At 38.3% G+C, this 22,517-nt stretch carries 21 protein-coding genes; 7 read left to right on the top strand and 14 right to left on the bottom strand.

Annotated features, from left to right (window positions below):
• The first annotated feature begins 1 nt into the window (after position 1).
• Positions 2-1,066 carry an NAD(P)H-dependent flavin oxidoreductase gene (locus KI343_RS13080; protein WP_212926866.1) on the top strand — a complete coding sequence of 355 codons (1,065 nt, stop codon included), beginning with the start codon at positions 2-4 and terminating at the stop codon, positions 1,064-1,066.
• 154 nt (positions 1,067-1,220) lie between these two features.
• Here KI343_RS13080 and KI343_RS13075 read toward each other — a convergent pair whose 3' ends face one another.
• From KI343_RS13075 to KI343_RS20375, 3 genes are all read right to left on the bottom strand, one after another.
• Entirely contained in the window at positions 1,221-2,687 is a 1,467-nt protein-coding gene (locus KI343_RS13075) for a DHA2 family efflux MFS transporter permease subunit (RefSeq protein ID WP_212926865.1), read from the bottom strand.
• A gap of 87 nt (positions 2,688-2,774) precedes the next feature.
• The gene (locus tag KI343_RS13070; protein WP_212926864.1) at positions 2,775-3,662 is read right to left on the bottom strand and encodes a TetR/AcrR family transcriptional regulator; all 888 of its coding nucleotides are present in this window, start codon (positions 3,660-3,662) and stop codon (positions 2,775-2,777) included.
• Between the two features lie 444 nt (positions 3,663-4,106).
• Positions 4,107-4,238 (bottom strand): hypothetical protein, encoded by a 132-nt coding sequence (locus KI343_RS20375; protein ID WP_280530138.1) that lies wholly within the window; start codon positions 4,236-4,238, stop codon positions 4,107-4,109.
• Positions 4,239-4,359: 121 nt separating this feature from the next.
• On the opposite strand from KI343_RS20375, the gene KI343_RS13065 reads away from it, so the two are divergent.
• Positions 4,360-5,388, top strand: a complete 1,029-nt coding sequence (locus KI343_RS13065) for a YeiH family protein (protein WP_212926863.1) — start codon at positions 4,360-4,362, stop codon at positions 5,386-5,388.
• A 191-nt stretch (positions 5,389-5,579) separates the two neighbouring features.
• On the opposite strand, the gene KI343_RS13060 is transcribed toward KI343_RS13065, so the two are convergent.
• The gene (locus tag KI343_RS13060) at positions 5,580-6,593 is read right to left on the bottom strand and encodes an NADP-dependent oxidoreductase (RefSeq protein ID WP_212926862.1); all 1,014 of its coding nucleotides are present in this window, start codon (positions 6,591-6,593) and stop codon (positions 5,580-5,582) included.
• A gap of 195 nt (positions 6,594-6,788) precedes the next feature.
• Here KI343_RS13060 and KI343_RS13055 point away from each other — a divergent pair, with 195 nt between their 5' ends.
• Positions 6,789-7,460, top strand: coding sequence for a phosphatase PAP2 family protein (locus KI343_RS13055; RefSeq protein ID WP_244856918.1), 672 nt, complete (start codon positions 6,789-6,791; stop codon positions 7,458-7,460).
• 523 nt (positions 7,461-7,983) lie between these two features.
• Here KI343_RS13055 and KI343_RS13050 read toward each other — a convergent pair.
• Both KI343_RS13050 and KI343_RS13045 read right to left on the bottom strand, forming a co-directional pair.
• Positions 7,984-8,943 (bottom strand): substrate-binding domain-containing protein, encoded by a 960-nt coding sequence (locus tag KI343_RS13050; RefSeq protein ID WP_212926861.1) that lies wholly within the window; start codon positions 8,941-8,943, stop codon positions 7,984-7,986.
• A 71-nt stretch (positions 8,944-9,014) separates the two neighbouring features.
• The gene (locus KI343_RS13045) at positions 9,015-9,722 is read right to left on the bottom strand and encodes a metallophosphoesterase family protein (RefSeq protein ID WP_280530140.1); all 708 of its coding nucleotides are present in this window, start codon (positions 9,720-9,722) and stop codon (positions 9,015-9,017) included.
• A gap of 737 nt (positions 9,723-10,459) precedes the next feature.
• Between KI343_RS13045 and fic the strand changes: the two genes are divergently transcribed.
• The gene (gene fic, locus KI343_RS13040) at positions 10,460-11,062 is read left to right on the top strand and encodes a protein adenylyltransferase Fic (protein WP_483874251.1); all 603 of its coding nucleotides are present in this window, start codon (positions 10,460-10,462) and stop codon (positions 11,060-11,062) included.
• A gap of 210 nt (positions 11,063-11,272) precedes the next feature.
• Here fic and KI343_RS13035 read toward each other — a convergent pair whose 3' ends face one another.
• Positions 11,273-12,235 (bottom strand): cation diffusion facilitator family transporter, encoded by a 963-nt coding sequence (locus tag KI343_RS13035; protein ID WP_212926860.1) that lies wholly within the window; start codon positions 12,233-12,235, stop codon positions 11,273-11,275.
• Between the two features lie 61 nt (positions 12,236-12,296).
• Entirely contained in the window at positions 12,297-12,605 is a 309-nt protein-coding gene (locus tag KI343_RS13030; protein ID WP_244856916.1) for an ArsR/SmtB family transcription factor, read from the bottom strand.
• Between the two features lie 220 nt (positions 12,606-12,825).
• Between KI343_RS13030 and KI343_RS13025 the strand changes: the two genes are divergently transcribed.
• Positions 12,826-14,631, top strand: coding sequence for a cation:proton antiporter (locus tag KI343_RS13025; protein ID WP_212926858.1), 1,806 nt, complete (start codon positions 12,826-12,828; stop codon positions 14,629-14,631).
• 95 nt (positions 14,632-14,726) lie between these two features.
• Here the strand turns inward: KI343_RS13025 and kynA are convergent, their stop codons facing one another.
• From kynA to KI343_RS12995, 6 genes are all read right to left on the bottom strand, one after another.
• Positions 14,727-15,575, bottom strand: coding sequence for a tryptophan 2,3-dioxygenase (gene kynA / locus KI343_RS13020; protein ID WP_212926857.1), 849 nt, complete (start codon positions 15,573-15,575; stop codon positions 14,727-14,729).
• A gap of 1 nt (position 15,576) precedes the next feature.
• Complete coding sequence (kynB, locus tag KI343_RS13015) at positions 15,577-16,209, bottom strand: arylformamidase (protein ID WP_212926856.1); 633 nt, start codon at positions 16,207-16,209, stop codon at positions 15,577-15,579.
• Complete coding sequence (gene kynU, locus KI343_RS13010) at positions 16,209-17,492, bottom strand: kynureninase (protein ID WP_374705437.1); 1,284 nt, start codon at positions 17,490-17,492, stop codon at positions 16,209-16,211. Before kynU ends, kynB begins: the two co-directional genes overlap by 1 nt.
• A gap of 154 nt (positions 17,493-17,646) precedes the next feature.
• Positions 17,647-19,104: a protein adenylyltransferase SelO gene (locus KI343_RS13005; RefSeq protein ID WP_212926854.1), complete on the bottom strand. Its 1,458-nt coding sequence runs from the start codon at positions 19,102-19,104 to the stop codon at positions 17,647-17,649.
• Positions 19,105-19,297: 193 nt separating this feature from the next.
• On the bottom strand, positions 19,298-19,567 hold the full coding sequence (gene rpsN / locus KI343_RS13000; RefSeq protein WP_212926853.1) for a 30S ribosomal protein S14: 270 nt from the start codon (positions 19,565-19,567) through the stop codon (positions 19,298-19,300).
• Between the two features lie 593 nt (positions 19,568-20,160).
• The gene (locus KI343_RS12995; protein WP_212926852.1) at positions 20,161-20,673 is read right to left on the bottom strand and encodes a type 1 glutamine amidotransferase domain-containing protein; all 513 of its coding nucleotides are present in this window, start codon (positions 20,671-20,673) and stop codon (positions 20,161-20,163) included.
• A gap of 355 nt (positions 20,674-21,028) precedes the next feature.
• Here KI343_RS12995 and KI343_RS12990 point away from each other — a divergent pair, with 355 nt between their 5' ends.
• Both KI343_RS12990 and KI343_RS12985 read left to right on the top strand, forming a co-directional pair.
• The gene (locus tag KI343_RS12990; protein WP_212926851.1) at positions 21,029-21,364 is read left to right on the top strand and encodes an ArsR/SmtB family transcription factor; all 336 of its coding nucleotides are present in this window, start codon (positions 21,029-21,031) and stop codon (positions 21,362-21,364) included.
• A gap of 34 nt (positions 21,365-21,398) precedes the next feature.
• On the top strand, positions 21,399-22,397 hold the full coding sequence (locus KI343_RS12985; RefSeq protein WP_212926850.1) for an NADP-dependent oxidoreductase: 999 nt from the start codon (positions 21,399-21,401) through the stop codon (positions 22,395-22,397).
• Positions 22,398-22,517 lie beyond the last annotated feature (120 nt).

Below are 22,517 nucleotides of genomic sequence, written 5' to 3'. Positions count from 1 at the left end.
AATGTGGAATAAAAATAAGCTGACTGAAAAACTCGGAATCAGTTATCCGATTATTCAGGCAGGTATGGCTGGAGGAATAACTACTCCGGAGCTGGTTGCTGCTGTTTCGAATGCAGGCGGACTTGGAACACTTGGTGCAGGCTACTTGAATGCGGAACAGACACGAGAAAGTATTCTTAAGATAAAGCAGCTCACAGATAAACCCTTTGCAGTTAATTTGTTTACCCCAGAAACGCCAGAAGTACGTGATACAGAGGTGGCACAAGCTAATGAATGGCTCCTCCCTTGTCGTGAAGCTTTAAATATTTCAGAAGTTCCGAAAGTAAAAGAATACAGTACTGCTGCTTTTGAACAGCAAATCCAAGTTATCATTGAAGAACAGGTACCTATATGCAGCTTTACATTTGGAATTCCTTCACAAGAAACCCTTCAGCAGCTAAAAGAAAATCATATCGTATTGATGGGAACAGCTACAACGGTTACGGAAGCAAAAGCCAATGAAGCAAGCGGCATGGATATGATTGTGATGCAAGGAAGCGAGGCTGGTGGCCATCGCGGCACATTTTTAGGTTCTTTTGAAGATGCCATGATTGGGACCATGGCGCTCATTCCGCAAGCAGCAGACCAAGTAAATATTCCACTGATTGCAGCAGGAGGTATTTCTGATGGCAGAGGAGTACTGGCAGCTTTAGTCCTTGGTGCACAGGGTGTTCAAATAGGAACTGCTTTTCTTACCAGTTTAGAAAGCGGCGCCAACGAGCAGCACAAGCAGGCTGTGTTGAACAGTAAAGAGGACCAATTAACTGTCACCTCCGCATTTAGTGGTAAACCAGCCAGAGGTATTCAAAACGATTTCATTACCAAAATGAAAGAATATGAAATGCATTTACCGCCTTATCCCATCCAAAACACATTAACCCAACCGATTCGAAGAGAAGCTGGAAAGCAAAGCCAAGCGAAATGGATGTCACTTTGGAGCGGTCAGAATCCACGATCATGCAAACAGCTCCCAGCCGGTGAACTGATTGCCGAAATGGTTACACAGATTGATCAGATATCTCTATAAATGAAATAGTGCTGGTTATTCTCGAGAAGCGTGCTGATTCGATTAAGGAAGCAAAATAATTTTCCTTACTATCAAACCACAATAAACAGGCTGCAGGTAATTTTCTCCTGCAGCCTGTTTTGTTATTCTAACTCTTTTTTGAGGTAAGCTTCTCTTATGATGCTGGTTGTTCTTCTTGGGTTGTTCTTCCGCGTTTAATAAAGAACGAAAGAATCAGACCGACAACCGCAAATACCGTAGATACCATAAAGGCATCATTGATTCCTTGAACCTGTGCAAGATTCGCAGCATGAAGCATATCTTGTTGGCTCGCCGGATCAAAATGGTTTTGCACAATAATATCTTGAATACTATCTTTTGCCCGATTAGTCATGACAGTAACCAAGAATGCTGTTCCAATCGCACCAGCAACGGCACGTACCGTGTTAACCATTGCCGTACCATGTGGATGAAGACGGTCTGGCAATTGGTTAAGTCCAGCTGTCATAATTGGCATCATAATCATGGACATCCCAAACATACGAATTGTATAAATAACAATGAGATACGTGTAACTTGTTGTATCCGTTAATTGGGTGAATAAATAGGTTGTAACCACTGTAATGGCCAAACCGACAATCGCCAGCGGCCGTGCACCAATTTTATCAAACACTTTCCCTGTAATTGGTGACATGATTCCCATTATAATTGCTCCTGGCATCAGCATTAACCCTGAATTCATTGGACTGATATCCAAGATATTTTGTAAATATAATGGAATCAATAACATTGGAGCAAACATAGCTACGGTTACGACAACATTAATGACCGTTGTAAGCGAAAATATACCGTTTTTGAAAACCCTGAAGTCCAGCATTGGAACGTCCGCTCGTAATTCGCGTACGATAAAAAGAAATAACGCAATAAAACCAACAATTAATCCGGTAATGACAGTTGCATCTGTCCAACCGTTTGTCCCCGCAGTACTAAATCCATACAAGATACCGCCAAATCCGAGTGTGGAAAGAATCACGGCCACGACATCGATATGAGGAAAAGTCTGCTTCGTCACATTTTTCAAGAAGATAATCCCTAGAATAATCGTTAAAACGGCAATTGGTAAGATAATGAAGAATAATAATCTCCATGAGTAATGTTCAACGACAAAACCAGATAACGTTGGACCGACAGCAGGTGCGAATATAATCGCAATACCAATAAGCCCCATTGCTCCTCCACGCTTTTCAACTGGGAAAAGCGCCAGTACAACGGTTGTCAGTAATGGCATAATAATTCCTGCTCCAACCGCTTGAATGATTCGGCCAGCCATTAAAATGGCAAAATCTGGGGCTATCCCACAGATTAATGTCCCAATCGTAAATAAACTAATAGCAGTTAAAAATAGCTGCCTTGTTGAAAATCTTTCCATTAAAAATGCTGTAACCGGAATAAGCACGCCATTAACTAGCATGAATCCAGTAGTAATCCACTGTGCTGTGCTCTCTACTATATTTAAGTCTTCCATAATAGAAGGTAAAGCCACATTCATCAATGTTTGGTTTAAGAGCGATACAAACGCTCCTAGAATGATAACAGTAAGAATGGGCCCTTTTCTTATATTACTTGTTGCTGATTCAGCCATCGTCTATATTCATCTCCTATTTCTCGTATAATTCTGTTGTTTTTTTGACAGACTGTGTATTTCTTTCTATTCCCTGCCCGAATCCTTTTATGTGATCTGTAACGTTTTTAATAATACTTCCATTCGCTTTACTAGCGGTTTGCATTCTTCGATTTCAGCAAAAAATAGCAGCAAGGACTTTATCAAAAACTTTCTTGGTTTCTTTTCATGCATCTCGTTTCGAAAAGATTCAATGGCTAAAATCGATTCATTCTTCGCCTCTTCATGCAAAGCTGATTTTTTCACTTTTTCCTCGAGTTCTTCCAAAAATTGATTGATTTGTTCTTCCGGAGTCTTCGGTTCTAAATTTGCTTTCAAAGCCTCGTAGTCTTCCATCTCCCAAGAAGTCAAAACAGGCTCTACGTCTGCCGCATTATGAACCATCCTATCGAACTGTTCAACGACAAAACGGGCAACACTCCTGAAATCGATATCTTTATGATCACGGAAAATCAACAGTGTATATTCCTTCAACGTTCCTTGAAACATAAGAGCAAGATCCCAAATATATGGTTCTACTTTCTTTCCATACGCCTCAATCAGGCAATCTTTATACCAATTCATCATAGTAATCCGAATTCTGTTCATAAGTAATGAAATTTGGGGATTATCATGAGGTGGTAAAACCCTGAGTAACATATTCATATAATCCTTATTTTCACGTACGCCATCAAACTGGACAACAATTTTCTGAATCAACCTTTCTTTTGGCGGCAAAGATGAATCAAGATTAAGATTCGCAGCCTGCTGCAACATTTTTCTATAATTGTGCTGGATAACTTGAATTAATAATTCTTCTTTAGAATCAAAAAAATTATATAATGTCCCCTTTGAGATCCTGCATTCATTTGCAATTTCCTGGACCGATGTGGCTAGATACCCTTTTTTAGAAAAAAGATAGATCGCTGACTGCATAATTTCTTCTTTCTTATCCATGCTTTTCCTCCTTTATACAAGGTTAATTCTTGGATTTCCCTTTGAGAAACGCTCTTTTCTTCCTGGATATGGACTAACGAATTTCCCCTATCTGTATGACCAACAAGTCAGTGAAGAACTTTATAGTCAAGTGTACATTGTACGTGACCCATTGGTTTTTTGTCAACTACTTAGTTTTTATTGTATTTTCATAAAATTTACGATTAAGATCCTCGTAATATTTAATTAAAAAGTTAATTATTCAGGAGAAAAAGAGGCGGCTATTGGGAATTTTTCTTGGAGTGTGAGTTGGAAGCTGGGGGTTTGACTTGTTTCGAGCTAGATCAGCTTGGATCGGACGCGGATTCCATTTTCGAGCGCTTTTAGCCTGGGCTGGAGCGCTTTACTCTTTTTTCGAGCGCGTTCAACCTAGGTTGGAGCGCGGATTCCTTTTTTCGAGCGCATTCAACCTGGATCGGAGCGCTCTACTCTTTTTTCGAGCGCATTCAACCTGGATCGGAGCGCGCCGCCCGTACTCCATGGGGAAGCAAGCTGCTTTTCGGCAACCGTTATAAATAATTGTAACTGGATATCCATTTTCTTAGCCTGTTTCTTTTTAAGCATTTCCTATCATAATATATTGCTTATCATCACTATTATAATAAATTATTTTCCTTATACATTTGTATCGACTATGCTATTCATAGGAGGTGCTGTCATGACTGAACAAGCATCGCACGGGAAAAGCAGACAATATCTCATTGCTTGGGAAAGATGGATTGCTGGAATTGCATTTACTTTTTTTATTGCATTATTGGGGTACTTATTAGCCATGGTGCCAGGGTTTCAACCTATCGGGCAATTAGCCTGTGCCATTATCATCGCGGTGGTTTATCGGCAAATTTTTGGATATCCAGAAGCACTGCGTCTGGGCATCACCTTTTCAACCAAAAAGCTTCTCCGTTTCGCCATCATTTTATATGGATTAAAACTCAATATCCACACCGTGTTTCATGACGGTCTGGGACTGCTTGTACGTGATGTTTTCGTTATTCTGTTTGCGATTGGTATTATGATGGGGCTAGCCAAATTAACCAAAGCAGATAAAAACATTTCACTTTTACTTGGAGTAGGAACCGGTGTCTGTGGCGCTGCAGCAATCGCTGCCGTTGCACCCATCATCAAAACGAAGGATGAAGACACAGCAATAAGCGTTGGGATTATCGCAATGTTGGGTACGGTTTTTGCGATTGGATATACCATCGTAAACTCCTATTTACCTTTAACGTCAATGGAATACGGAATATGGTCGGGAATCAGCTTACATGAACTTGCTCATGTTGCCATTGCAGCAGAACCAGCTGGTGAAGATGCATTAGCTGTTGCCCTGCTTGCAAAGCTAGGACGGGTATTTTTACTGGTCCCCCTCTGCTTTATCCTTATCTATTTTATAAAGCGAAAAAATAAAGGGGAACAAACACAAAATAAAGTTGACTTTCCGTGGTTTTTACTTGGTTTTATTTTGATGAGTATTATCGGCAGTTATGTGCTCGGTAAGGTAATTCCTGTCTCAGCTAACTTTATGGAAGGGATTTCTTCTGCAACAACATGGATTCTAACAGCTGCTATGGTTGGCCTGGGACTAAACGTTAGTCTTAAAGATTTACGTAGCAGAGCTCTGAAACCGTTGCTCGCTGTCGCAATTACTTCTGTTTTCCTTTCCATTGTTGCTTATTTTATGATTTAAAAGGATAAAATGAAAACTACTCACCGTTTCATATAAAATCACTTTCTGTTCAAATATAACAGAACAAATACTGGATCACATTCCAGGTTCCGATTGCTTTTTAAGACCAAACACTATTGAATTAGACATCAGACTAAAAGCCGCTCATTCAAGAAATATCAATTGAATCAAGCGGCTTTCTTTCCTATTATTTATTCCTCATCAGCAACTTTCACAAGCTGTTTACCAATATTCTCACCAGAAAACAAGCCTAGAAATGCATCTGGAATTGCATGAAATCCTTCATGAATTGTCTCTTCAAATTTTAATTCTCCATTAGAAACAGCTTTCTCCAATGCTTCAAATGCTTCCTTATTATGTTCTGCAAAATCACCTACAAGAAAGCCTTGCATTTTGACACGTGATTTAATAAGAAATTGCTGAACTCGCAGGCCTATATCTTTCTCTCCCTCCTTTAAATTATAGGAAGAAATGGCACCACACACGGGTACACGGGCAAAGGTATTTAATAAAGGCCAGACAGCATCTGAAATATCACCGCCAACATTTTCATAATAAACATCGATTCCATCTGGACACGCTTCTCTTAGCTGCTTGCTGACATTTCCTTTTTTATATTCAACTACAGCATCATAGCCAAGTGTCTCTGTAATATACGTTGCTTTTTTCTCTGATCCAACAATGCCAACGACACGAGCGCCAGCCTTTTTCGCTAATTGTCCTGCAATTTGCCCTACTGCCCCTGCTGCTCCTGACACAACAACCGTTTCTCCTTTTTTAGGCTCACCAATATGCATCATTCCAAAATATGCAGTCAGAGCAGGCATCCCTAGTACACTGAGTGCATTGCTAGGAGACACTCCCTTTGCGCTCACCTTTCGTACTTTATCTGCTTTAACGACATTATATTCCTGAAAATCAAGCGCTCCTGTCACTAAATCACCTGTATGAAATCTGTCACTATTTGACTTTATCACCTGACTGACAGTACCTCCGTTTAGAGGCTTTCCCACCTCAAAAGGCTGTGCATAAGAAGGTGCATCAGACATTCTCCCTCGCATATATGGATCTACAGAAACATACAACGTTTTAAGTAAAACCTCATCCTCCGCTGGTTCAGCAACTTCCACTTTTTTAAATTGAAATGTATCCTTATTTGGCAATCCATCTGGACGCTCTTTTAGTATTAATTGTTCTTGTTCCATTCTATTTTCCCCCTTGCAAAAGTAATTACAAATTACTTTTCTTTTCCCCTTTAAATAAAAAAGTAAACGTGCTAAATTCTATTAGACTATATTTTTTTGCTTATCCATGCAAAAAAATATAATATTAGGTACAATAAAGTTCGAAATCTTATAGAAGATAGAAGGAACACTGATGAAAGAAAGAGGGTTATTATATTGAAAACGCAAAGAATATCGCCGATGCCTTTATTGATTATAGGAACAGTATTTTTAATTTTATTTGGCGTTATTGCATGGGGAGTTTATTTTGACAGCAACTGGATTAGATCATTTGATTTAGCATGGATTGAACGAATTCAAGGTTCTATATCTGAGGGGAAAACATCCTTTATTATGAAAATTACAGAGCTTGGGAGCATGGAGCTGGTTATTGTCTTAACGATAATTATTGCGATTGTGCTATTTTTCAAGCGAAAGTTTGCGGAAGGATTATGGTTTGGCGGTACCATCCTATTTTGTGCAGCAATCGGCGGAAAGGTTTTAAAGAAAGTCTTTGATCGAGAACGTCCGGCGTTTCTACAGCTGATTGAAAAAACAAATGAAAGCTTTCCAAGTGGTCACGCCACTGCAACAACAATTTTTTATGGATTTATCGGCCTGGTACTTATCCTTTCTACTGCACAAATTTGGAAAAAGGTGGTTATAGGCTTTATCACTGTTGCGTGGATTGGCTTTATATTGATTACAAGAATTTATTTGGGTGTACATTTCCCAACCGATGTGCTTGCAGGATTTTTATATGGCTCAGCAGCGGTATTCATTTCCATCGGCGTCTACTCACTCGTTCGGCAGCCACTTCGCAAATTCCTTAAACAGCCTTCCAGATAATGGAGGGCTGTTTTTTTAATGCTTAAATTTTGAGCGGGTGTGGCTTGGGGCGGAGCGCGTTGGCTTTTTTCCGAGCGGATTGAGCTTCGATCCGAGCGCATTGGCTTTTTTTCGAGCGGCCTGAACTTCGATTGGAGCGCGTTAGCTTTTTTCGAGCGAGTTGAACCTGGATTGGAGCGCTTTTTCTATTTTTCGAGCGAACCTGAATCGGAGCGCTCAAGCCTTTTCCCGAGCGGCTCAAGCCTGGACTAGTCTTTTTCAATACCTTTTTAACCTAAAAAGATTAAAAAGTGCTTGACCTGAAAACGATATCAGCAAGTACACTCGAAATAGAAAGCAGCCCGGCAGGTTAATTAGTATAGGATTGAAACCTGGTATGAGTGTAACTGTAGAAGGCATGATCATATGGGATTCGGTATCCCTTGCTAACCCCGGGTTGCTTTTATCATCATGACATAGATGGACTTCTCACCTAAATAAAAGCTGCAACAATAATCTTGTTCCTCGTTCATGAGATATTTTTTCAAACTGTCGATCTTACAATTAATTCAGCAGTAACTTCTTTATAAGAAACATGATCAGATATAGCCTGTTCAAACAGAAGCTGTCCAATGGAATATAAAGGTATATTAACTGTAGTAATATTCATTGCACGAGCTATCGGTTGATTATCGAAGCCAATAACTGCTAAATCATCCGGTATCTTGAATTGATATTTGGAACTGGAGGTAATTATTCCGGCCGCTACCTGGTCACTTGTAGCTAGTATAGCTGTCGGTCGCTTCCATGATATAGAAATTTCTTTTAAAATACGTTCCCCATCTTCTATGTAGAGGCAATTTTTAAAGATATAATTTTCGTTATAAGGCAGTTCTTTTAATTTTAGAAAATCGCGATAAGCCTGTTCACGCTGTCTGCCATTTGTTCCCTCTAAGCGATTAATAGAAAATCCAATTTCCCGGTGCCCCCGCTCATAAAGATACTCCAGAGCCTTCATAAAGCATGCATAATGGTCCACAAATGTATAACTTAACGGCATCTTCTCCCCATTTTCAAAAAGAACAATTTTTCCATACTCGCGATAATGTGCAACCTTATCTAGAGATATCTTTCTGGAACAGATGATCAGACTGTCAATTTGTTTTAACTTTAACATTTCCAAAGCTTCCATTTCCTGCTCCTCGTGATATCCAGTCTGATAGAGCACTAATTTATACTGGTGAACTGAAGCAGCTTGCGAAACCCCTTGAACTAACTGCGAAAAATATGGATGGTCTAAAAATGGCAAAACAACACCTACTAAGTGTGTCTTTCCTTTTTTTAAATTGACTGCATTAATATTGGGAATATAACCGGTTTCTATGATTGCTTTTTTGACAGCCTCTTCCTTTTCCTTCTTTACATAAGGATGGTTATTTAATACACGCGAAACCGTCGTGACAGATACACCAGCTGCTTTAGCAACATCCTGAATGTTCGCCATTATATCACCTCTTGTTATCGATCAATCTATTAATTTATACTTGTTTCTAGAAAAATAATATCTATCTCAAGTTATCCTTCTCCATGATTTATATATGTCGTCGTATACGAATCTTCAGAAATAACCAAACAGTTTAACCTGCCTCCATATGCGCAAGCTCCATCGATTCCGATTTTCTTATTTCCAAAGAATACGCTGTTATCATTGTTTCCACGAATATATTGAGTGGGTGAATGCCCATGTACGACTGTAAAATCATAGTTATGATCGAAGCCCAAAAATTCGTGGCGAATCCAGATTTTATCGTAATCAGGCGTCTGCTTCCAGTCTGATAATGATGGATCAAAACCTGCATGGATAAATAGATGATTTTCTGTTTCATAGTAGTATGGCAGATTCGATAGGAATTCTACATGTTCTTTTTCGTTTTCCGTTATAAACTGCTTGGCAGCATGTAAATTTTCCTTTGTAGGTCCATATTGAAAGTGCTCGTATCCGACATAGGTTTCCAATGTGGAAAGACCGCCGTTTCTTAAATATAGCTCCATTTCCATTGGATCATCACTATATATAAAGTCTAAAAACATCTGGTCGTGATTTCCTCTTATCGCAATCGCACCATACTCCACAAGCTTCATGACATAGGAAACGGCCTGCTTCGATTTTGGTCCTCTATCTATATAATCACCAAGTAAAATAAGTTGGTCTTCTGCTGGATTATAATGATTTATTTCTAAAAGTTTAACAAGTTCGTCATAACATCCATGTATGTCGCTGATAGCCAGGATTCGTTTATCGTTAATGGTTATCCCTCCTTATTTGTTATCTCATGCCTCCACTTTTACCGTAACAATATCAAACGGCCACTTAATCAACCAAAGATTCAGAAAGCGCTATGATTCTGTTCGTGGAACATTCACCAAGAATATAATCAGGCAACAGTTGCTGTGATTTCATACTTCCGTTCACCTTTATTTAACATATTCTATATTATGATCTTCACACCAACGAATGGCCATACGTTTATATTCCTTGTCCCGGTAAGAAAACCATTGATCCTCTATATCAAAATAGGAAATGTTATCTTTAAAACGCCTAAATTAATTCAATGGCCTCCAATACATCTTCTAAATTTACTTTCATATCTTTGACACTCCTTTCGATCTTTGTATGGATATTATTATTATCTATTTTAAACCTCCTTTATTAAAACGGCTAGATTAATTTATCACTTATTGAAGATGTTACATAGTTTGCTGTTCTTCATAAAGAAAGTAACATTTCTTGTCCCTTGCGATTGATTTTAAATTTCACCTATAGTTCTTTCGAATGCAAATACATGAAATACTGTTCTGGTTTTTATCGTTTACCATTCGATGTTCCTAATCGCCATTCGTCCTTAAATTCCAACAATCATGGTATACTAGAAATACCTACAGGTAATTTTCAGTATTAAGAAATCTACATTCCAAAAGATATTTGTATAACAAATTAAGGAGGAAGTGGTAACGTGTCAATTCTTGAGAATAAACTTGGAATAACTACTCAAGTTGAACTCAACCGAATGAAAGAAAAAATATCGAAGGAAAAAGCGAAACGACTCTTTGACTCGGGTGATATTGACTCTATTGAAGTAGGAACTTTTAAAGGCTTAAGCGAAATTCATAAATATCTCTTTGAAGATATCTATAAATTTGCCGGCGTTATGCGTGACGTGAATATAGCCAAGAATAATTTCCGATTTGCTCCGGTTATGTACTTAAAACATTCCTTGGATTATATAGATAAGATGCCTCAAAACTCTTTTGAAGAGATTATTGAAAAGTATGTTGAAATGAACATCGCTCATCCATTTCGAGAGGGAAATGGTAGAAGTACTAGGATTTGGCTTGATTTAATGCTAAAGGCCGGGATCCAAAAGGTTATTGACTGGAATCAGGTAGATAAAGAAGATCATCTAATGGCTATGGAACGCAGTCCAGTGAAAGATATCGAGATTAAACATGTGTTGAAACAAGCCTTGACAGAAAAAATTAACGATAGAGAAATTTTCATGAAAGGAATAGATGTAAGTTACTACTATGAAGGATATTCCGAATACAATATTGAAGAATTATAAAAATGGTGGTACTTATTTCGGAAGTATAATAAGTACCGTTACTTATGTTCCCTATTATCTTCCCCCAAAACATAGAAGAATTAATGCAAACTGAAATCTTGCCACTTAGAGATAAATAACGGATAGAATTACTCTGGTTTTTATTCATAAGTGTCACATAAACAGACAAAACAAAGAGCCATGCCCCAATAACATGGCTCCCCGCCTCCTCTAATGATCGTGTCCGTGATGGTGCTCCGTGCCCATTTCATAATCTGCCTGACACATAATCGAATTTCCGTGAGGGTGTGTATCCGTTTCTACCTGAATCGTAACGTGACCAATTCCTTCATCTCTCAAATCATCTTCAATGGTACGAAGCAGCGTTTGGCTTTCCTCCACCATCATATTGCCATCCACTATAATATGACAAGAAAGTGCATTTTTTCCGCTTGTAATACTCCATACATGCAGATCATGAATACCCTTAATGCCGTTTACACGTTCGATTTTTCTAACGATATCCTTTAAATTTACGTTAAGCGGGGTACCTTCCATTAAAATATGAACGGAATCTTTCGTTACACGCCATCCGCTTACTAAAATAAGTATGGCGACAAGTACACTGGCTGCGGTATCTGCCCATGTCCAATGAAAGAAAATCATTAGAAGTGCCGCAATAATTGCCCCGACTGAGCCTAGCAAATCACCAAGAACATGTAGGAAAGCAGCTCGCATATTTAAATTTTCTTTCGTATCTCCACCACGCAACATCGTAAATGCTACGATGACATTTACCAGCAATCCAATCACAGCGATGATCAGCATTCCAGTAGAAGCTACTTCAGGCGGGTCAAATAACCGCTGGAAAGCTTCATAAAATATGAATAACGAAACAATAAGTAATGTAGCGCCATTTAAGATAGCGGCTAAAATTTCAAAGCGTTTATATCCATACGTTTTAGCATAATTTGCAGCTCTTTCTCCTAATATAAAAGCAAGCAAAGCAATCAATAAGGAGATGGAATCACTTAACATGTGTCCGGCATCTGCTAAGAGGGCTAAGCTATTCGTCAGTATTCCCCCAACTACCTCTAAAATCATAAACGCTGTAATGATAAGAAAACTAATCAATAATGTTTTCTTATTGGCACCATGCGTATGATCATGACCGTGATGATGGCCCGCTCCCATATGAAAACCTCCTTTTAAATAATATAAGTAGAAAAAAGACTTTACGGGATGATTCGAAAGATCAACTGTGACTTGCGTGATCGATCATTTGTTTTAAAAGAAGCATTACATGTTCATCATCAGGTGAATAATAAAGTGTTGTCCCCTCGCGACGATTTTTAACAAGCCGCAAATTCTTTAGAAAACGCAATTGATGGGACACGGTGGATTGCCTGATATCTAATGTTTCTGCAATCTTATTTACAGAACACTCTTTTTTAAATAGCAAATGAAGAATACGAATTCTTGTTGGGTCACCTAATGCTTTAAATGTTTGTGAAACGATAAATAATGTTTCGCTGTCCAGATCTTCCGAAGAATTGTTTTCCACATTGTAGTCCTCCAATTTATAAAATACCTCCTTTTATAATTTCATCTAATAATAATTTTAAACCTGACTTTTATATATGAACATATTAACATATAAGCATATAGCATGCAATGATAAGGAAAAGTACATCTGGTTTTCTTAAATCCAACAAAATCGAAGACAAATAATGCCAAAATGGGTAAACTGATAACATGAACTTTAAAAGATTGGAGAAATATATATGGAGAATATTGCTTTAATCAGCATTGCGGTTATCGTTGTCGTTGGTATTTTTTCACAATGGCTTGCCTGGCGGATTCAATGGCCTTCGATTGTTATTATGTCTATTGCTGGTTTATTAATGGGGCCTGTTTTCGGTCTATTTAACCCGCAAGAAGCGCTCGGTAGCTTGTATAGCCCGCTGATTTCACTTGCAGTTGCTATTATTTTATTTGAAGGAAGTTCAAGCCTTGATGTCCGGGAAATTAAAGGAGTATCTAAATCTGTTTTTCGGATTATTTCAATAGGTGCATTCCTTGCCTGGATTGGCGGGGCAATGGCTGCTCATTTCATCGCAGGATTGAGTCTCGAAATATCTTTTATTATTGGTGGACTATTTATTGTCACAGGACCAACTGTTATTCTTCCACTGCTTAGAAATGCAAAGTTAAAGCCTCGTACGGCTGCTGTACTTAAATGGGAAGGTATTATTGTAGATCCTTTTGGTCCGCTGCTTGCACTATTTGCGTATGAAGTTATTAAAGTACTTACAACGGACTCATTACACGCTAATTATATGATAAGTTTCTTTATTAGTGCATTGATTGCCGTTATTTTTGGCTATGTTATTGGATTCTTTGTCAGCCTCATGATCAGCAAAGGGATTTTTCCGGAATATTTAAAATCCCCGGTTATCATCGCCTTTGTATTACTTTGTTTTACCTTGGCAGAGGTTGTCATGCACGAAACCGGCATGCTTGCTGTTACGGTAATGGGATTAACCCTTGCCCGCACCAAGAAATATGTGTCATCGATAGGACATGATGTCAGTCATTTTGTAGAGAATATATCCGTTTTATTAACATCCACTGTATTTATTTTACTTACAGCTTCGTTATCTAGAGAAACCATTGCAGAGATGTTCTCTTGGCCAATTATCGGATTTGTGCTTGTGATGCTATTTGTAGTAAGACCTTTATCGATTTGGCTTTCCACTATTGGGACAGAGCTTTCCAATGCTGAAAGAACTCTGATTGGCTGGATAGCACCTCGAGGAATTGTAGCATTATCTGTTTCCGGGTATTTTGCATCCAGTTTGCTAAATGATGGACGCGAAGAAGCTGGAATCCTTATAGCTCTAACTTTTGCGCTCGTATTTATTACGGTATGTGTGCATGGTTTTTCACTTAGACCGATCGCGAAAGCACTCAAACTTGCCAATGACGCACCACCTGGGGTTTTATTGGTCGGAGCAAACAGTTTTTCGATTGCACTGGCAGCGTATTTACAGAAGATAGGCATTCCGGTGTTGATTAGTGATTCTTCGTCTGCACAACTTCAGCCGGCTATTCACAAGCAAATCCCTACTTATCAAGGGCAAATCCTTGCAGAACATAGTGAATATGAAGTAGACCTGACGCCGTATGAAACTATTCTATCTCTGACTGGAGATGCAGCATTTAATGCGCTTGTCAGTCAATCGTATGCACCAAGTTTTGGATATAATAATACATTTATGCTTCCAAGTAACGAATTTCAGCAAGGTGAAGTGAACGAGGTGCCTGCCACAAGAAAAGCACACCTCCTATTCGATGAGAATGCGATTTTCACAGAGTTAAATAAGAAAATAAATACCGGCTACACCATACAAGCTTTACCGATTGAGCAAAAAAGCAAAATCGAGAGGAATCAATTACAAGCTGATACTGTTCCTCTATTGGTGAAGAAGGAAAACAAAACAATTCAGCTGATTACGCTCCAAAATAAAATACCACTTGCTGAAGGAGACCAACTCGTTGTTTTAAAAAAAGATAAGACAGAAAACTAATGGAGTATATTCACACAAATTAGGAAAGTATATAGCCAAGTGGTGCCATATATACTTTCCTTTTTTTAACGGGTATTCTCAGAATTGTCACCAATCTACAGCTCTGTCCGCAGCTCCCAAAGCTCCGGAAAGAAATATTGATCCAGCACTTTTTTTAAATAACTTACACCCGCAGAGCCTCCTGTACCAACTTTAAATCCAATAATACGTTCCACCGTTTTCATATGCCGGAAACGCCATTGCTGAAATAAGTCTTCTATATCGACAAGTTCTTCTGCGAGTTCATATAACTCCCAATATTTATCTACATTTTGGTATACGGTCATCCAGGCCTGTTTTACACTTTCATTCGACTTGTGGGTCAAACTGACATCCCTATTTAATACCTCCTCGTCAATTGGAAGTCCAGCCCTGGCTAGCGCTTGAATGGAGACATCATAAAGGCTTGGTGCTTGATGTGCTACCTGTAACGTGTTATAAAGTTCTGGGTCGTTTTCATATATTTTTAAAACATATTCCGTTTTATATCCTAGTGCAAATTCAATTAATCTATTTTGGTAGGATTGGAACCCGGATGCATTTCCCAGTTTATCCCTGAACTCCATATATTCACTTGGTGTCAGTGTGGAAAGGACATCCCATACGCCTTTTAACTGTTCCTGTATTTGCGATACCCGTGCCAGTTTTTTGAAGGAAGATTTTAGCTTATCTGACTGAATATCCTGAATAGCGGAATCTAACTCATGCAAAATTAACTTCATCCAGAGTTCGCTTACATGGTGAACCACGATGAATAGCATTTCATCATGATGATTACTTAAGCGGTGCTGACTGGATAATAACGAATCGAGTTCCAAATAGTCACTGTATGTCATCTTCTCTTTAAAGTCCGTATGAATTCTTTTTTCATTTTCAAAAGCTTGGTGTTGATTGATAGACTTCATGTTAACTCTCCTCTATTGGTTTTATTACGGCACGTACAGGACTTCCATCTCCTTCTTCCAATGCTAATGGCAACGCAATCAGTTCATAGTCGCCTTCTTCCACCTGATCCAGCATTACATTTTCCAAAATGTAAATATCCTGTTTATATAACGCGTGATGTCCAGTCAGTTCTTTGCTTGAGATCTGATCTACAGAGGGTGTATCCACCCCGACAAGCTTTACACCGACAGATTGCATGTAAGCTGCACCGTCTGCTGTAATCGGAGGAACCTCTTCCGGAAATCGGTCCGGTTTATTAGGTAATGCTGTTTTAATTAATAAACGTTCTGCATAAGAAATTCCCTTCGTTTTTAAAGTGTTTTCACTAATTTCAGTAAAAGAACTTAAATCAATTACTTTGCAAGGGCCAATATAGCGCTCAATATCTAAATCGAGTATCCGCTTTCCATCATTTAAAAAGTGAAATGGAGCATCGACATGGGTTCCTATATGGGTACTGGTCGTTATTCTTCCGATATTGACCGAGCCTGTCATCGCCTTTGTTGCAGTAATCTCATAATGAAACGGCTCCGTCTCTGGCCAATGAGCTAATTTATTATTCAGCGGCTTGGTTATATCAATCCACTTAGACATTAAGAAACAACCTCTCTTTCATTAGAAAATTGCTCATATATTTTATCTTTCATAATTCTTTTCAGTATTTGAATACAGTTATAAACATCTTTAAATGAATTATATAAAGCAACGGGTGCAAGGCGAATCCCAGATGGAGTCCTAAAATCAGGAATGACCCCTTTTAACTTAAGTGCTTTACAAATACGCGCCGCCTCGGGATGCTCCAAATAAATATGTCCCCCTCGCTGCTTTTCATTGGTCGGATTACAAATTACAAAGCCAAACTCCTTTAATTCATATGTAATTAAATCCATCATATATGCAGTTAGCTGAAAAGATTTTTCCCGCACTTTTTCAATTCCTGCTTCGTGAAATAAATCCAGTGCACCGATTAGTGGAGCAGCACTTAAAACATGTGGTGTCCCAATTTGAAAAGCTCCGGCGTTTTGAGCGGACGTTAACGAATGTTCCATATCAAACTGTTTTTCTTTATCTGAGCTAAACCATCCTGCAAGACCAGGGGTGACACCAAAGTGTTTTTCATTTAGATATAGTGCGCCAACGCTACCCGGCCCGCCATTTAAATGTTTGTAAGTGCACCAAAAAGCAAAATCAACATCCCAGTCATGCAATTGATGAGGAATTGCTCCGACCGAATGGCATAAATCAAAGCCAATCTTAATCCCACGTTCATGAGCAGCTTTTGTTAATTTTTCCATATCTAAGATTTGACCGCTCCGGTATAATACGCTTGGTAAAACAATTAATGCAACATCTTCTGCCATGGCATCTATAATCGTTTCTTCATCCAGCAGCTGCCCATCTTCACTTTGGACTTGAATAAGATGGGAATCATCATACCCTTTCAATCGTAACTGTGCCTTTAAAGCATAGATATCACTAGGGAAGTTAAGGGAGTCCGCTAGTATTTTTGTCCGATTTCCTTTTGGCGCATAAAAAGTGGCCACAAGGTGATGTAAATTTACCGTAGTCGAACCGGTTACCACAACTTCCTCCTTTTTAGCCCCAACTAGTCCAGCCATTTTTTCTCCAAGTGATTCAGATAAGTAAAACCATGGCCGCTCGCCATTTGTCCAGCCGTCAATCGCGTACTTCTTCCAAGAATCTAGTAAATCATATACAGTCTGCTCAGATCGCTTGCTCATCAGACCTAAAGAATTCCCATCCATGTAAACGGTATCATTATTAAGATAAAATTCATTTCGGAATTGCTTTAATTCATCTTTTGCATCTAATTTTTCTGCGTAGGCTTTTGTATATTTTTCTTCCATTTTAATCACTTCCTCTCGTATAGTTTAATAGATAGTTTTACTACTAGATTATCAGCAACTTACCAGGAATGGAACCAATAAGAATTATTCATAAAATAAGCCCATATAATCACAACGGAAACATGATTTTATGGGCCGATTATTAGAACCTAAAGGAACATAATCAAGTACCACAGAATGTTTGATAAGGCTGATTCGGCGGTGTAGCTGTATATTTTTCTTGTTCTTTTGTATAGGCATAAGGATCTTCCAAAGCAGTTAATAAATCATGAAATGGTTGATAATTCTGCTCTCTAGAGGCCGCTGTTAATGCTTCTTCCACCAAATAATTCCTAGGAATAATCGATGGGTTATGTTGCTTCATCAATTGATGGGCTGTTTCCTTGGACGGGGACTGATTGTTTAATTTATCCTGCCATTCCTGATACCATTTTTTAAATGCATCAGACTGGAAAAGCTTTGAATCGGCCTCAAGCTGCTCTAGGGTTAATGATCGAAATGTGTTTGTGAAGTCTGCTTGATATTGCTGCATCAAGTTTAATAAATGTTGAATCAATTTTTTATCATTTTCACCTTTATCCATCATCCCCAGCTTCAACCTCATGCCATCCAGCCAATACCCTTCCACTAATTTCACATAGGTTTCAACAGCTTCTTTCGCCTTTGGAATGGCCGCTTCTTCTTCGTCTTCCATAAGGATTAACAAGGATTCCGCAAAACGAGCCATATTCCAAGCCCCTATTCCCGGCTGATTTCCATATGCGTATCGGCCTTCTTCATCAATAGAACTAAACACTGTTTTAGGGTCATAACGATCCATAAAGGCACATGGTCCATAATCGATTGTTTGTCCGCTAATCGTAACATTATCCGTATTCATAACACCATGTATAAAGCCTTTCATCTGCCAGTCCGCAATTAATGCTGCTTGTTTTTCAATTACCTTATACAGGAAAGACAAGTAGCGATTTTCATCTTCTGCTATCTCTGGATAGTGTCTGTTTATCGTATAATCGGCCAACGCCTGTAAATCCGCTTTACTTCCCTGTTGCCTTGCATATTGAAAGGTTCCTACACGAATATGACTTTTTGCTACTCTTGTCAATACGGCCCCTGGTAATGCCTCTTCACGAAGGATTTCCTCTGCTGTTGTTGTTACAGCTAAGCTTCGGCTTGTCGGAATACGTAAACCATGCATCGCCTCGCTGATCAGATATTCTCTTAACATTGGTCCAAGAGCAGCCCTCCCATCTCCTCCGCGGGAATACGGGGTTCTGCCAGATCCTTTTAGCTGTATATCATAGCGTTCACCTGCAGGGGTTAGCTGTTCTCCAAGTAACACAGCTCGACCGTCACCGAGCATGGTAAAATATCCAAATTGATGACCTGCATAAGCTTGGGCAATTGGTTTGCTTCCATCCGGAAGGTGATTGCCCGCAAAAATTTCAGGTTTTTCTTTCAAAATCGTGCTATCCAGCCCTAATTCTGCTGCTATCTTTTCATTGAATACCACTAATTCTGGATGCTCTACTTCTGCCGGTTCACTCGGACTATAAAAAAGCTCTGGTAAATGCTGATAGGTATTTTCTAATTGCCAGCCTTGCTGATGTTTATCTGTCATATTATCGCCTCATATAGTTAAAATAAAGTTTATTCCCTTTAGCATAACATATCAATACTGCTATACCATGCAAAGAAACAATCTATATTTTACTATTTGTGTTTTGACAGAAACTATGTATAACATATTCAATCAACAGTATATGTAGACACCTTTGTGAGGGAGAAACAGTTATCTCCCTTTTAGGTGCATATTACCAACTGGCTTTTTTCACGCCAGGTATTTGGCCTTTATGAGCATATTCTCTAAAAGCAATACGGGACATGTTAAACTTACGCATATAACCACGAGGTCTGCCTGTCGTCTCGCAACGATTTTTCAAGCGTGTTGGAGAAGAATCTCGCGGCAATTTCCGAAGGGCTTCATAATTTCCTTTTGCTTTTAACTCGTTTCTTAAAACAGCATATTGCTCAACCATTTTCTGGCGCTTTTTCTCTTTTGCAATTTTAGACTTTTTAGCCATTTGATATTTCCTCCTTTTCATGTGGGATATTTATATCTAAACCTTTTCGGTATTAAATCGTAATGATTACGAATATAACTCATTATAAAGATTTCTTCTCGCAATGTAAATAGTAATTATTACTATTTACATTTTTGAGTTTGTTATTAACAGCCTACCGTACTTTCTTGAAAGCCTATTATACAATCAATTTTTTCTATATAATTAGGATAATATAGTTACCGAATTCAAGATAATGCGAAGTAAAGTCTCGAATAAAATTGTAAACTTTTCAAAAGAACTGATAAATAATTAATTATTTATGGGAAGTTTTTGTATGGTTAGGTGAATATAAGGAGGGCTTTGTATTAGAAGGAAACTTCAGGTGTAGAAAAGTCATGTACGGATATGAAGGTACTGACATTAAATAAAAAATATGCATAGTAACGGTGGAGCAACTTGATAAAAAGCTAGAATATATAGTCATCTCGTAATAATCCATTGTGAGTCTTGTATTTCATACTGGTTTCTTAAATTCAACATGAAAAGGGCTAAATCTAATCTTAGATTTAGGCCTTCTTCATGATTAAACACTTCTGTTACAAGCTCTTGTTTTATTTTTCAAGAAGTTTCAGTGACTCGCGGTTGAATGCTGGTAAATCATCTGGTGTTCTGCTTGTCACAAGATTACCGTCTACCACTACTTCTTCATCTTTAACAGTAGCACCAGCATTTTCAAGGTCTTTTCTTACAGAAACAAAGCTGGTTAAGGTCCTACCTTTTAGTAAGTCTGTTTCTACTAAAAATTGTGGACCGTGGCAAATTGCAAATACCGGTTTATTGTCTTTCATGAATGCTTTTGCAAATTCACCATTCTTTGGATCGATACGAAGTAAATCCGGAGAAAATCCACCTGGCACTAGTAACGCATCATAATCGGATGGATTTACGTCATTAATACCTTTGTCTGCTTCAATCTTGTCTCCATTTTTACCGTTAATTGTTTTATTACCTTCGTTACTAATAACGTCTACAGTATGACCAGCTTCCTTAAAAGCTTTAACTGGATCAGTTAATTCGATTTCTTCCACCATATCTGTAACTAATGCTGCGATGTGTTTACTCATGTTTAACTCATCCTTTCATTCTTATATTCATCAATAAGTTTATCAAAGGTCGTCCATCTTGTGAAGAAAGCTGCTTTAATGGTATGTGCCTCTGGGTAACTATTATGAATGGCCCCGGAAATTATAAACCTAACCGCGAGTAGGTTAGTGTACAATAACTGTACATAGTGCTGCAAACCTAGTAAACCTTCTAATACTGGACATTAAAAGTTATTGACGCTTCCCCCTCTGAGATATATCCGTCTCGATTTTCTTTCTCAATATTGCACTGAATATCAAAGTATTATATTGTTGTACCCAGTACTATGGTTCATCACCTTAAACGGTTAAACCAATATGGGAGGTAGTTGACTGAATGAATAAACAGGACCAACTAAATATGATCAAAGAGGATTTTACTAAATGTCAAAAAGTGCTATTGGCAATCGGTGATGAAACAAGGCAATCGATCTTGTTAGTTTTAATGGGTACGGATTGTCAAACAGGATTACGAGTGGGTGAAATCACTGAGCAAACACATCTTTCTAGACCCGCTGTATCGCACCATCTTAAGGTTTTACGAGATGCCGGTGTTATTTTAATGCGTAAAGAAGGAACAAAAAACTTTTATTATATTAATGTAAGTACTGAATTGAGCTTATTAAGAACACTTATGTTGGATATTGATAAGTTCATGCAAAAATTTTATTAGGGAATTGAAGCAACCATTATTGGAGGTATAAACTATGAGAGCAATGGTTATTGATAAGTACGGGAAAGTCCCAATGCGTTTAGCAGAAATGCCCATACCTGAAATCGGTGAATATGAAGTACTTGCAGAAATTCATGCAGCTAGTATAAATCCTATTGATTTTAAAATCCGCGATGGGAAAGTGAAATTGTTAGTTAAATATAAAATGCCTCTTATCCTTGGGAATGACTTTGCTGGAGTCGTTGCAAAGGTTGGCGCAAAAGTGACTCGTTTTAAGGTTGGTGACGAAATATATGCACGTCCACGTAAGAGTAAAATCGGTACTTTTGCTGAATATATCGCTATTCACGAAAATGATATCGCCTTAAAGCCTAAAAATTTAAGCTTTGAAGAAGCAGCATCAATCCCGCTGGTTGGATTAACCTCCTATCAAGCCCTAGCAGACATTTTGCAATTACAAAAGGGACAAAAAATTTTAATTCAAGCTGGCGCTGGTGGTGTCGGTACTTTTGCTATTCAACTGGCCAACTTAATGGGTGCTACTGTGGCAACGACTGCAAGTGAAGCTGGTACAGACTTAGTAAAATCTCTCGGTGCAGATGAAATTATAAATTACAAGACAGAAAAATTTGAAGAAGTACTGAAAAACTATGATGCCGTATTTGATACACTCGGGAGCGAGATACTTGAAAAATCCTTTGAAGTAGTAAAAAGCGGTGGGAAAATTGTTTCTGTTTCGGGATTACCGAATGCTCGTTTTGGTAAAGAACACGGCTACGGATTCTTTAAAACATTTTTATTCTCCGTAGCAAGCAATAAACTTACTAAGCTTGAAAAAAAGCATCATGTTCAATATACGTTTTTGTTTATGAAGCCAAGCGGAGAGCAATTACGTATAATCGCAGACTTTATTGAAAGTGGTAAAATTAAACCTGTAATTGATAGAGTTTTTTCTTTTGAAGATGCTCAAAAAGCGATAGAATATGCAGAGTTAGGCAGGGCCAAAGGGAAAATAATAGTTAAAATCAAATAATTGTCAAACGAAGCAAATAATATATCCTAGCTTCCCATTTTTCTAACACTATCCAATAGAGGGTATAATCTTATTGAATGAATTATCATGTATATAAAAAGCTTTTGTTGCTGATACACC

The organism is Oceanobacillus sp. J11TS1, assembly GCF_018333215.1.
GTDB lineage: Bacteria > Bacillota > Bacilli > Bacillales > Amphibacillaceae > Oceanobacillus.
This window is presented reverse-complemented; position numbering and strand designations above follow the sequence as displayed.